This window comes from Streptomyces sp. NEAU-174 (assembly GCF_052665095.1).
The window spans coordinates 902679-915691 of the sequence record NZ_JBQTCE010000002.1; the positions used below are offsets into that span (position 1 = coordinate 902679).

Sequence of the window (13013 nt, forward strand, 5' to 3'; positions counted from 1 at the left end):
GCCCCGGACGCCCCGGAACTCCGCCCCGACCCCATGCCCCGGGCACCCCGGGGGCCCTGCCCCCGGCGCTCCGCCCCGGACCCGCTGGGGCTCCGCCCACCGACCTCCGATCCTGTCCCGACACCCCGAGGCTCCGCCACAGCCCCCAAGGCCCGCCCTGGGGCCCGAGGCTCGGCCCCGGGCCCTGCCGTCAGCCTCCCGGCTTCAGGGCAAGCCCCTGATCCCATCGGGCGCGCCCACGCCGGGCCCGCTTCTCGTCACCGCATTCGCTGAGACCGGTCCACACCCAGAGGAAGACATGACCGCAGAACCGCATCCCGAGGCGGGCGCGCTCCTGGAGCGCTCGCATCGCCTCGGTGCCGACCCCCGCAATACCAACTACGCGGGGGGAAACACCTCCGCCAAGGGCACCGCGACCGATCCCGTCACGGGCCAGGACGTCGAGCTGATGTGGGTCAAGGGCTCCGGTGGCGATCTGGGGACCCTCACTCACTCCGGGCTCGCCGCGCTCCGGCTGGACCGCCTTCGTGCGCTCACCGGTGTCTACCCCGGGGTGGGCCGCGAGGATGAGATGGTCGCGGCGTTCGACTACTGCCTGCACGGCAAGGGCGGGGCCGCGCCGTCCATCGACACCGCCATGCACGGCCTGGTGGACGCAGCCCATGTCGACCACCTCCACCCCGACTCCGGTATCGCCCTCGCCTGCGCGGCCGACGGCGAGGCGCTCACCAAGGAGTGTTTCGGCAACCAGGTCGTCTGGGTGCCCTGGCGCCGCCCCGGCTTCCAGCTGGGCCTGGACATCGCCGCCATCAAGAAGGCCAATCCGCAGGCCATCGGCTGCATCCTCGGCGGCCACGGCATCACCGCCTGGGGCGACACCTCCGACGCGTGCGAGGCGAACTCGCTCCGCATCATCCGCACCGCCGAGGAGTTCCTCACCACACGCGGCAAGGCGGACCCGTTCGGCCCCGTCGTCCACCCCACCCTCCCCGAGGCCGAACGCCGCGCCCGTGCCGCCGCCCTGGCCCCCGTGCTCCGGGGCCTGGCCTCCACGGACCGCCCCCAGGTGGGCCACTTCACGGACGACGACACCGTCCTGGACTTCCTCTCCCGCGCCGAACACCCCCGCCTGGCGGCCCTCGGCACCTCCTGCCCGGACCACTTCCTCCGTACGAAGGTCCGGCCCCTCGTACTGGATCTCCCCCCGGACGCGCCCCTCGACGACGCGATCACCCGTCTCAAGGAACTCCACACCGCGTACCGCACCGACTACGCGTCCTACTACGAACGCCACGCCACCCCCGACTCCCCGCCCATGCGCGGCGCGGATCCCGCCATCGTGCTGATCCCCGGCGTCGGGATGTTCAGCTACGGCAAGGACAAGCAAACGGCCCGCGTGGCAGGCGAGTTCTACGTCAACGCGATCAATGTCATGCGCGGCGCCGAAGCCGTCTCCACCTACTCCCCCATCGAGGAGTCGGAGAAGTTCCGCATCGAGTACTGGGCACTCGAAGAGGCCAAGCTCCAGCGCATGCCCAAGCCGAAGCCCCTCGCCACCCGCATCGCCCTGGTGACCGGCGCCGGGTCCGGCATCGGCAAGGCGATCGCCCACCGCCTCGTGGCCGAGGGCGCATGCGTCGTCGTCGCGGACATCAACGCGGAGTCGGCGCAGGCCGTGGCCCAGGAGCTGGGCGGCCCGGACAAGGCCACGGCCGTCGCCGCCGACGTCACCTCGGAAGAGCAGATCAAGGCGGCGTTCGATCAGGCGGTGCTGGACTTCGGCGGCGTGGACATCCTCGTCAACAACGCCGGGATCAGCATCTCCAAGCCGCTCCTCGAAACGACCACCGCCGACTGGGACCTTCAGCACACCATCATGGCGCGAGGCAGTTTCCTGGCCTCCCGTGAAGCGGCCCACGTATTCACAGCCCAGAACATGGGCGGCGACATTGTGTACATCACGTCCAAGAACGCCGTGTTCGCGGGCCCGAACAACATCGCCTACTCCGCGACCAAAGCCGACCAGGCCCACCAAGTCCGCCTCCTGGCGGCCGAATTGGGCGAGCACGGCATCCGCGTCAACGGCGTGAACCCCGACGGCGTCGTCCAAGGCTCCGGCATCTTCGCGGGCGGCTGGGGCGCACAGCGCGCGGCCGTGTACGGCGTCCCCGAGGAGAAGCTGGGCGAGTTCTACGCCCAACGCACCCTGCTCAAGCGCGAGGTACTCCCGTCCCACGTGGCGAACGCGGTCTTCGCCCTCGTCGGCGGCGACCTGACCCACACCACGGGTCTGCACATCCCGGTCGACGCCGGTGTCGCGGCGGCGTTCCTGCGCTGAGACGTGCATAGGGGGCCGGGGTCCCCCGGAGGCCCCGGCCCCCGCCCCGTACGAACCACAGCAACCATCACCGCACCCCACCACCCACCACGAGGTCCACGTGCCCACGACAGAACACCGCTTCGCCGCCGTAGACCTCGGCGCCTCCAGCGGCCGCGTCATCGTCGGGGAGGTCGCCCCCGAACGGCTGACCCTCCACGAGGCGCACCGCTTCCCCAACCAGCCGACCCGCGTCCTGGGCACGCTGCACTGGGACATCCTGTCGCTCTACCAGGGCGTCCTGAACGGCCTCAAGGCAGCTGCCGTGCACACAGGCGACACCCTCACCAGCATCGGCATCGACACCTGGGCCGTGGACTACGGCCTGCTCGCCGCCGACGGCACCCTGCTCGCCAACCCCGTCCACTACCGCGACACCCGCACCACCGGCGCCGCCGAAAAGGTCGCGGCCGCGCTCCCGCCCCCAGCCCTCTACGCCGCCACCGGCATCCAGCACCTCCCCTTCAACACCATCTACCAGCTCATCGCGGCGCAAGGCACCCCCGCCCTCACCGCCGCCCACCGCCTCCTCCTCATCCCCGACCTCATCTCGTACTGGCTGACCGGCGAGCCCGGCACCGAGCTGACCAACGCCTCCACCACCCAGCTGATCGACCCCCGCACCCGCGACTGGGCCACTCCGGTGGCCAAGGCGCTGGGCATCGACCTGTCGCTCTTCCCTCCCCTGCGCCACCCGGGCGACCCCGCCGGAACCCTGCGCCAGGACGTTCTCACCGAGACGGGCCTCGCCCACCCCCTCCCCGTCACCGCCGTCGGCTCGCACGACACCGCGTCCGCCGTCGTCGGCGTACCGGCCACCACGCCCGACTTCGCGTACATCGCCACCGGCACCTGGTCCCTCGCGGGACTCGAACTGGACGCGCCGGTGCTCACGGAGGAGAGCCGCGCGGCCAACTTCACCAATGAGCTGGGCGTGGACGGCACGGTCCGCTATCTGCGCAACATCATGGGCCTGTGGATGCTCCAGGAGTGCGTCCGCACCTGGAACACCGAAGGCACGCCCCCAGGCACCACAGACCTCACCGCCCTGCTCCAAGCCGCGGCCCGAGCCACCCCCCTCCGCTCAGTCGTGGACGCCGGCGACCCCGCCTTCATCGCCCCCCACCACATGCCCGACCGCATCGCCGACGCCTGCCGCCGCACCGGCCAGCCCGTCCCCCGCACCCCCGCCGAGACCACCCGCTGCGTCCTGGACTCCCTCGCCCTGGCGCACCGCCGCGCGATCGAGGACGCCACCCGGCTGTCCGGCCGTACGGTCAGCGCCGTGCACATCGTCGGCGGCGGTGTGCACAACACGCTGTTGTGCCAGCTCACCGCCGACGCCTGCGGCCTCCCCGTGATCGCGGGCCCGGCCGAGGCGGCGGCCCTCGGAAACGTACTGGTCCAGGCGCGGACGGCCGGAGTGATCACCGGTGGCCTGCCCGAGTTGCGCGCCCTGCTTCACAGCACCCAGCCACTGAGGCAGTATGAGCCCACAGGTGATCATTCGGCGTGGGCCCGGGCAGCCGCCCGGCTCGGGGACGCACAGGTCACAGAGGCCGCCAACGGCCAGGCTAGGGCCGCCACCGGCCAGGGCGACGAGGAGGAACCGTGCGCGTAGCGCTCTTCATCACCTGCGTCAACGACACCCTCTATCCGCGTACCGGCCAAGCCGTGGTCACGCTCCTCGAGCGGCTCGGCGTGGAAGTCGGCTTCCCGGAGGCGCAGAGCTGCTGCGGGCAGCCGCAGTTCAACACCGGCTACCGGCATGAGACCGAACCGCTGATGCGCCGCTACGCCACGGCGTTCCGCGACTACGAATACGTGGTGACGCCCTCGGGGTCATGCGCGGCGATGGTGCGGGACAACTACCCCCGGATGGGCGCGAAGGCCGCCGCCGAGGGGCGTGGACAGGAGCTCGCGGACGTGGCGGCCGAGGCGGTCCCCAAGACGTACGAACTCACCGAATTCCTCACGGACGTCCTGAAGGTCACGGATGTCGGCGCGTACTACCCGCACACCGTGACCTACCACCCCACCTGCCACGGCCTGCGGATGCTGAAGCTCGGCGACCGCCCGCGCTCGCTCCTGGCCGCCGTGAAGGGGCTGAACCTGGTGGAACTGCCGGGGGCCGAGGAGTGCTGTGGCTTCGGCGGTACGTTCGCCGTCAAGAACGCGGCGGTCTCGGCGGCCATGGGGGCGGACAAGGCCCGCAACATCACCGCGACCGGCGCCGAGGCCGTGTGCACCCTCGACAACTCCTGCCAACTGCACATCGGCGGCACACTCGCCCGCCAGGGCTCCACGGTCCGCCCCGTCCACCTCGCCGAGATCCTGGCCAGCACGGAAGGAGACGTCTGGTGAGCGGAACCCACCAGGCCACCTATCTGGGGATGCCCGCCTTCCCCCAGGCGGCCGACGCCTCGACCCGGAACACCCAGCTGCGTGCCAACCTCCGCCACGCCACCCACACCATCCGCGCCAAGCGCGCCACGGCCGTGGCCGAACTGGACGACTGGTCGCGGCTGCGCGCCGCGGGCGCGGCCATCAAGGACCGTACGCTGCGCCATCTCGACCAGTATCTGGAGCAGTTGGAGAGCGCGGTCACGGCGGCCGGCGGCCAGGTCCACTGGGCGGCGGACGCGGACGAGGCGAACCGGATCGTCACCGAGCTGGTGCGGGCCACGGGCGAACGCGAGGTCGTCAAGGTCAAGTCGATGGCCACGCAGGAGATCGGCCTGAACGGCGCGCTCGCCACGGCCGGGATCACCGCGTACGAGACCGATCTCGCCGAGCTGATCGTGCAGCTCGGCGACGACCTCCCGTCGCACATCCTGGTCCCGGCGATCCACCGCAACCGGGGCGAGATCCGGGACATCTTCACCGAGAAGATGTCGCAGTGGGGCCGCCCGGCCCCGGACGGGCTGACCGACGCGCCCGCCGACCTCGCCGAGGCCGCGCGGCTCCACCTCCGCGAGAAGTTCCTGAACGCCAAGGTGGGGATCTCCGGCGCCAACTTCATGGTCGCGGAGACCGGCACGCTCGTGGTCGTGGAGTCCGAGGGCAACGGCCGGATGTGCCTGACCCTCCCCGAGACGCTGATCTCCGTCGTCGGCATCGAGAAGGTGGTCCCCACCTTCCAGGACCTGGAGGTCTTCCTCCAGCTCCTGCCGCGCTCCTCGACCGCCGAGCGGATGAACCCGTACACCTCCACCTGGACCGGCACCACGGACGCCGACGGTCCGCGCGCCTTCCACCTCGTCCTGCTCGACAACGGCCGCACCGACACCCTCGCCGACACCGTGGGCCGGCAGGCGCTGCGCTGCATCCGCTGCTCGGCGTGTCTCAATGTGTGCCCGGTGTACGAGCGGGCGGGCGGCCATGCGTACGGATCGGCGTACCCGGGCCCGATCGGCGCGATCCTCACCCCCCAACTGCGCGGCACCCAGAGCGAACTGGACGCCTCGCTCCCGTACGCCTCGTCCCTGTGCGGGGCGTGCTACGAGGTGTGCCCGGTCGCCATCGACATCCCGGAGATCCTGGTCCATCTGCGCGAGCGGGTGGTCGAGGGCGGGCCCGCCTCCGTCCGTGGCACCCGTACGGTCGTCAAGCCCGCCAAGGGCCACGCCGCCGAGCGCGCCGCGATGCGCGCCGCCCGCTGGGCCCTGGACCACCCCCGGCTGCTGCGCACCGGCCAGCGGCTGGCCTCCCGCACCCGCCGCTTCCATCCGCGGCGGCTGCCCGGTCCGGGGCGGGCGTGGAGCGATACGCGGGAGCTGCCGAAGGTGCCGGAGGAGTCGTTCCGCGACTGGTGGCAACGCACCCGGGGCGGGAGCGGCACCGGGAGCGGCACGGAGGGAAGGAAGAACACCACATGACCCCGCGAGACCCCGGCTCCCGGAACCCCGGCGCGCGCCAACCCGCCGCCCAAAGCCCCGCCGTCCAGAACCCAGGCGCCCAAAGTCCCGCCGCCCAGGGCCCGGACTCGCGCGCCCTGGTCATGGCCCGCATCCGCCGCGCCCTGGCCGATGTGCCGCGCGCCGAGACGCCCGGCGAGGTGCCGGTCGAGCGCACCTACCACCGCGTCCACGGCGACCGCACCGCCGCGCAGACCGCGGACCTCCTCGCGGAGAACCTGGCCGACTACCGCGCGATCGTCCACCGCGCCGACACCCCGTCGTCCCCCGACGCCCCGTCGTCCCTCCCGGCCCTGATCGCCCGCCTCCTCGCCGACCGCGGCGCGACCAGCGTGGCCGTACCCCCGGGCCTCCCCGGCTCATGGCTGTCCGCCGTCCCCGACGCGGTGCGCCGGGTTCCGGACACGGCGGAGCTGACCCCGCACGACCTGGACGCGGTCTCCAGCGTGGTGACGGGCTGTGCGGTGGCCATCGCCGAGACCGGCACCGTGGTCCTCGACGCCGGTCCCGACCAGGGCCGTCGCCGCATCACCCTGGTGCCCGATCACCACATCTGCGTGATCCGCGTCACCGACCAGGTCGTGAGCTCCGTCCCCGAGGCGCTCGAACGCCTCGACCCGGCCCGCCCGTTGACCTGGATCTCGGGACCGTCCGCGACCAGCGACATCGAACTCGACCGCGTCGAAGGCGTCCATGGCCCCCGTACCCTCGAAGTGATCCTCACCGGGCCGGAATCCGCTGGTCAGAGCTGATGCAATGCCAGGGGAGCCCGGGGGGCATACTCCTGCCGTGGTGGGGCATATGCCATGGGGACATAGAGGGGAACACCTGCGCGGGGGATGCGGTCTTCCTCACATACCGCCGGTAACACCGCTGTTGGGCGGTTTACGCCGATGCCATTGTCGGTAGGGGCCTCTACTCTTGTGGTCATGCGTCCGACTCCTACTCACCAACCTGCCTTACTGACCAGCCCCGCCACCGACCAGGCCAACGAGGCGATACGCGTCTTTCTGCGGGCCCGGGCAGGCCGGGCACTGCGGCCCTCCGAGCGGGCCGAGTACAGCCGGTTGCTGAAGGTCTACACACGGGCGTTGCGCGGCGAGGTGGAAAAGGCCGCCTGAGCGGCACGGGGGCGATGCGCGCAACGGCCCGCGCCACCCACGAAGGTGACATCGGCCGACCACAGGTGAACATCGGGGGGACGCCATGCGGGCCGTGGGGAAGGTCGTCTTAGGAGCGCTGACAGTGGGGCTCCTGGGGGTCGCCGGCTACGGCGGATACAACCTCTACTCGGGCGTGACCGGCGGCGACACCACCGCGGCCCATGACGGTCCGGTGACCGGTGACGAGGCCCGGCGGACCGCGCGGGAGTTCCTGGACGCGTGGGCGGACGGCAATGACATGCTCGCCGCCGGGCTCACCAACGACGCCGAGTCGGCCATCGGCGCCCTCAGCGGCTATCGCGACGACGGGCATGTGAAGAAGGTGACGACCACCCCGGGCACGGCGCGGGGCACCACGGTCCCGTTCACCGTCAAGGCCGAAGTGGTCTTCGGCAAGGCCCGGTCCAGCTGGACCTACACCTCACGGCTGACCGTGGTGCGCGGCCGGACGACCAAGAAGCCGCTGGTCGACTGGAGGCCCTCGGTCCTCCACCCCAAGCTGGGCGCCGATGGGTCCGTACGGACGGATCTGGCGGACAATCCGCCGGTCCGGGTGCTGGACAGGGACGGCAAGGAGCTGCGGCAGGGCCGCTATCCCTCGCTCGATCCGGTGCTGATCGCGCTGCGCGCGAGATACGGCGCGGACGCGGGCGGAAAGGCCCGGGTGGAGGTCTCGGCGGTCAAGCCCGACGGGACCGCCGGGGCCACGCTCCATGTGGTGACGAAGGGCACCCCGGGCACGCTGCGCACGACGCTCGACGCCGGGGTGCAGAAGAGCGCTGAGAAGGCGGTGGCCGCGCGCGACGGTGCCTCCGTGGTGGCGCTCAAGCCCAGCACCGGGGAGATCCTGGCGGTGGCCAACTCCGACCGGGCCGAGTTCAACGCCGCGTTGCAAGGGCAGACGGCGCCGGGGTCCACGTTCAAGATAGTCACCGCGGCCACGCTGCTGGAGGCGGGCAAGGTCAGCCCGAGCCGCCCGGTGCCGTGTCCGAAGACGGCGGCGTACGCACAGGGCATGTTGTTCCACAACGTGGAGGACAGCGAGAACCCCGCCGCCACCTTCGCCCAGGACTTCGCGGCGTCCTGCAACACCGCGTTCGTATCCCTCGCCGGAGCGGTGCCCGACGGCGCGCTGGCCCAGGAGGCGCGGACCGTGTTCGGGCTCGGGCTGAACTGGCGGGTGGGGGTCACCACCTTCGACGGCGAGGTGCCGGGCGGAAGCGGCGACGACAAGGCCGCGGCCATGATCGGCCAGGGCACCGTCCAGATGAATCCGCTCACCATCGCCTCGGTCACGGCCACCGCCCGGACGGGCACCTTCAGGCAGCCCGTCCTCGTACCGCGCTCCGTCGACCACCGGGAGATCGCCACCAGCGACCGCGGCCTCAGCCCGGCCACCGTCGCGCAGCTGAAGGCCATGATGCGGCTGACCGCGACCAGCGGCACCGCCGCCCGGGCCATGTCCGGGCTCACCGGCGACATCGGCGCCAAGACGGGTTCGGCCGAGATCGACGGCCAGCCCGAGACCAACGCCTGGTTCACCGCCTACCGGAACGATGTGGCGGCCGCCGCCGTGGTCACCGGCGGTGGGCACGGCGGGGATGCCGCCGGGCCCGTCGTCCGCGCGGTGCTCGACGCGGGCTGAGCCTTCCGCACAGCTCTCCACGTCCGCCGTCCCCAGCTGCCCCGACGCTTCGTACAAGGGTTGGTCGAAGGGGTTGTCTATGGTCTGGCCCACACTCTAGCCTGGCGCGGCACCCGCGATACAGCAGCACCTGCCCGCGCAGAGGGGATTTTGGCGTGAAGCGCACGTCCCGCGATATACGCACCGCCAACCGCTACGGGGTGCTGCGCCATATCGTGGCCCAATCCCCCGTCTCCCGGCAGGAGGTGGCCGCCGCCACCGAGCTGAGCCTGGCCACCGTGGCGAATCTCGTCGGGGAGCTGCTCGACCTCGGGATGCTGGTCGAGGTCGGCTACGAGGACTCCGACGGCGGCCGGCCGCGCGGACTGGTAGCGGTCAACGCGATGGGCGGCGCGCTGATCGGCGTGGACGTGGCGGAGACGTACATCCATGTCGAACTGTTCGACCTGGCGCTGACCGTCCTGGCCCGCGCGGACGAGGAGTTGCGCCCGGAGGAGAACGACCCGGCCCAGGTGGTGGCGCATATCGCCGCCGCCGTGTCCTCGGTGGTCGAGCAGGCGGAGGTGGCCGCGGACCGGGTGCTGGGCGTCGGCGTCAGCATGCCGGGCCAGGTGGACCGCGAGGGCGGGGTCTCGGTCTTCGCCCCCAACTGGGACTGGCATGACGTCCCGCTGCTGCGGCTGCTGGCCGAGCACATCCCCTACCCCCTCCACCTCGACAATCCGCTGCGCGCCTGCACGGTGGCCGAGCAGTGGTTCGGCGCGGCGCGTGGGCGGAACGACGCCGTGGTGGTCAACCTCGGTACGGGCGTGGGGGCCGGGCTGGCGCTCGGCGGCACCCTGCACCGCGGGGTCAGCAACAGCGCCGGGGAGTGGGGGCACACCACCCTCATCCTGGACGGACGACAGTGCCACTGCGGCAACCAGGGCTGTGTGGAGACCTATGTCGGCGCCCCCGGCATCATGCGGAACCTGCGCGAGCTGAGCCCGGACAGCCCGCTGCTGCACCCGGACGACCAGACGGCCACCATCGAGGCCATCGGCCGGGGCCTCGCGGAGGGCGATCCGGTGGCCGCGAAGGTCGTGCACACCACCGCGCGCTATCTCGGCGCCGCGCTCGCCGATCTGATCAATCTGCTCAACCCGGAGGTGATCGTGCTCAGCAGCTGGGTGGCGGCCGCCCTCGGTGAGCCGCTGCTCACCGAGGTGCGCGAGGCGGTGGCGGTGCGCGCGCTGCGCCGCCCGCTGGCGAACACCGAGATCGTGCTGTGCCCGATCCCGTCCAACCCCGTGAGCCTCGGCGCGGCGACCTTCGCCCTGGAGGGCTCGCTCGCGTCGGTGGGCCTGAAGAACCGCCGCACCACACCGAGGAACCGCGGCACGGTCTGAGGAGCGGCGGCACGGTCTGAGGGACCGCGACGCGGCTTTCGCCCCCCTTTCGTTCGACGCCTCGAACCGCCCGGCACCACCCTGACGTGCCGTCACCACCCTTACCGCTCCCACTTCGTCCAACCCCTTGCCGAAGTCTTCGTCTATGGCTAACGTCCCGCTGCACCAAGGAACGTGACGGAACCTGGCGGCGACGGAGACGAGGACGTCATATGTCGAACATCAGCAGAGGCAGGGACTGGGACCGCCGCGGCGTGCTGCGCGCGATGGGCGGGGTGGCGGCCCTCGGCGGACTCGCCGCCTGCGGTTCGAACACCGGCCGCTCGGGCGGCGGCGGTGGGTCGATCAAGCAGATGTACCACGCCTACGGGGAGCAGGGCACCCAGCAGGCCGCGAAGAAGTTCGCCGACGCCTACGGCAAGGCCAAGGTCACCATCGAATGGGTGCCGGGCGAATACGAGTCGAAACTGGCGACCACCCTGCTGGGATCCGGGGCACCGGATGTCTTCGAATACCACCCCGATCTCCAGCTGGTGCGCTCCCGGCAGATCGTCCCCCTCGACGACATCATCGCCGATGTCAAGGACGACTTCCTGCCGGAGGACATCACCGCGAATTCCGTGGACGGGAAGATCTACGGCATCCGCATGATCGACGATCCGCAGTTCTTCTTCTACCGCAAGTCCCTCTTCGAGAAGGCCGGGGTCAAGCCTCCGGCCACCTTCGACGAGCTGATCGACGCCGCGCACAAACTCACCAGCGGAAAGGTCAAGGGTCTCTACATCGGCCAGAACCTCAAGACCATCAGCAAACCGCTGGTGTGGTCGACCGGTCCGCACTATCTGGACGCGGACCACAGAATCGCCTACCACACCGACCATCTCGTGGAGACCCTCACCAAGGCGCGGGAGCTCTACAAGAGCAAGTCACTGCTCCTGGGCGCCCCCACCGAAGTCTGGGACCCGGCCAGTTTCCTCCAGGGCCTGTGCGCCATCCAGTGGTGCGGCATATGGGCGATACCGGCGATCCAGAAGGCGTTCGGCGACGACTTCGGCATCTTTCCCTTCCCCAAGTCCGGCGCCAAGGGGCGTCAGGTGGTCTACAACGGCGGCTGGTCCACCTATGTGTCCGCCAAGGCCAAGGACGTGGACGCGGCCAAGGAATTCGTCAAGTGGCTGTGGATCGACCAGAAGAAGTACCAGCAGGAATGGGCGCTGGACTACGGATTCCACATTCCGGCGCGCAAGAGCATCGCCGCCGGGGCGGACAAGCTCAAGAGCGGGGTGGCGGCCGAGGCGGTCGAGCTGTTCAACACCCACGGCGTCTTCGACGATCCGTACTGGACCGAGGGGATGTTCAACATCCTGCTCGACGCGGTGGTCAATTCGGTGCGCGACAACAAGAGTCCCGAAGCCGAACTCGACAGCGCCGACAAGAAGATCGAGCGCGCGCTGAAGAAGCTCGGATAGGCCGGCGACCGGACCCGTCATGGCGACCACCACACCCACCCCCAGCGCCGCCAAGGGCCCAGCGCCCCGAGGAGCGGCCCCCGTCCGACGACGGCCACGGGGACTCGGCGGCTCCCGCGGCCGCGCCCTCAACTTCTGGCTCTTCACCGGCCCGTTCCTGATCGGGCTGATCGTCTTCGTCTATGTGCCGATCGGCTGGAGCCTCTGGCTGAGCCTGCACAACGCCCAGGGCACCGTCACCCCCACCGAGTTCGTCGGCCTCGGCAACTACGCCGATATGCTCGGCGACGGCGATTTCGTGGACAGCCTCGTGAACTTCACGATCTTCGCCGCGATCATCGTGCCGATCACCTACGCCCTCTCCCTCACCCTCGCACTGCTGGTCCACCGCATCCGCTTCATGAAGGCGTTCTTCCGGTCGGTCTTCTTCCTCCCCACCGCGTGCAGCTTCGTCGTGGCCTCGCTGGTGTGGAAGATGTCGCTGTTCAACGGCTTGCGCTACGGGATGATGAACACCGTGCTCGGCTGGTTCGGCATCGACTCCATCGCCTGGCTCGCCTCCCCGCACCCACCCTGGTACTGGCTGGTGATCTGCTCCGCCCGGCTGTGGCTGCAATGCGGCTTCTACATGATCCTCTTCCTGGCGGCGCTCCAGAACATCCCGCGTGAGCTGTACGAGGCGGCGGCCGTGGACGGCGCGAAGCCGGGCTGGCAGACGTTCCGCCACATCACCCTGCCGCAGCTGCGCGCCACCTCGGTCGCGGTCGTCCTGCTGCTGCTCATCGCGGCGTACCAGGCGTTCGACGAGTTCTACAACATCCTCGACGAGGGCCGGGCCACCTGGGGCCGGCCGCCCCTGGTCGACCTCTATCTCCAGGCCCTCGGCGCCAACCAGGACTACGGCCACGCCAGCGCGGGCGCCCTGATCCTCGCCCTGCTGATCGCCCTGGTGACCCTGGCCCAGGGCCGGTTCCTCGGCTTCGGAAGGGGTGATGAGAAGTGACCGCCACGACACCCGGGCCCGCGGGGGCCCGCAAGCGCACCCCGCGCTCGG

The 13013-nt window shown here is 70.8% G+C and carries 10 protein-coding genes; all 10 read left to right on the forward strand.

Annotation, left to right across the window (positions count from 1 at the left end; translation table 11 throughout):
- Positions 1-298 precede the first annotated feature (298 nt).
- On the forward strand, positions 299-2338 hold the full coding sequence (locus ACT2CW_RS08565; protein ID WP_445516126.1) for a bifunctional aldolase/short-chain dehydrogenase: 2040 nt from the start codon (positions 299-301) through the stop codon (positions 2336-2338).
- A gap of 100 nt (positions 2339-2438) precedes the next feature.
- A complete protein-coding gene (locus ACT2CW_RS08570) occupies positions 2439-3998 on the forward strand; it encodes a rhamnulokinase (protein WP_445516127.1) in 1560 nt (519 codons plus the stop codon).
- Positions 3989-4741 (forward strand): (Fe-S)-binding protein, encoded by a 753-nt coding sequence (locus ACT2CW_RS08575; RefSeq protein WP_138916449.1) that lies wholly within the window; start codon positions 3989-3991, stop codon positions 4739-4741. The genes ACT2CW_RS08570 and ACT2CW_RS08575 overlap by 10 nt, the downstream gene beginning before the upstream one ends.
- A 29-nt stretch (positions 4742-4770) precedes the next feature.
- Positions 4771-6255 (forward strand): lactate utilization protein B, encoded by a 1485-nt coding sequence (locus ACT2CW_RS08580; RefSeq protein ID WP_432046730.1) that lies wholly within the window; start codon positions 4771-4773, stop codon positions 6253-6255.
- 122 nt (positions 6256-6377) lie between these two features.
- Positions 6378-7046 (forward strand): LutC/YkgG family protein, encoded by a 669-nt coding sequence (locus ACT2CW_RS08585; RefSeq protein WP_233361545.1) that lies wholly within the window; start codon positions 6378-6380, stop codon positions 7044-7046.
- Positions 7047-7223: 177 nt separating this feature from the next.
- Positions 7224-7415, forward strand: a complete 192-nt coding sequence (locus ACT2CW_RS08590; protein ID WP_078559756.1) for a hypothetical protein — start codon at positions 7224-7226, stop codon at positions 7413-7415.
- Between the two features lie 85 nt (positions 7416-7500).
- The gene (locus tag ACT2CW_RS08595) at positions 7501-9102 is read left to right on the forward strand and encodes a penicillin-binding transpeptidase domain-containing protein (RefSeq protein WP_445516128.1); all 1602 of its coding nucleotides are present in this window, start codon (positions 7501-7503) and stop codon (positions 9100-9102) included.
- Positions 9103-9257: 155 nt separating this feature from the next.
- Positions 9258-10490: an ROK family protein gene (locus ACT2CW_RS08600; protein WP_445516129.1), complete on the forward strand. Its 1233-nt coding sequence runs from the start codon at positions 9258-9260 to the stop codon at positions 10488-10490.
- Positions 10491-10702: 212 nt separating this feature from the next.
- Positions 10703-11959, forward strand: a complete 1257-nt coding sequence (locus ACT2CW_RS08605) for an ABC transporter substrate-binding protein (RefSeq protein WP_445516130.1) — start codon at positions 10703-10705, stop codon at positions 11957-11959.
- A 19-nt stretch (positions 11960-11978) separates the two neighbouring features.
- Positions 11979-12962, forward strand: coding sequence for a carbohydrate ABC transporter permease (locus ACT2CW_RS08610; RefSeq protein ID WP_164425204.1), 984 nt, complete (start codon positions 11979-11981; stop codon positions 12960-12962).
- Positions 12963-13013 lie beyond the last annotated feature (51 nt).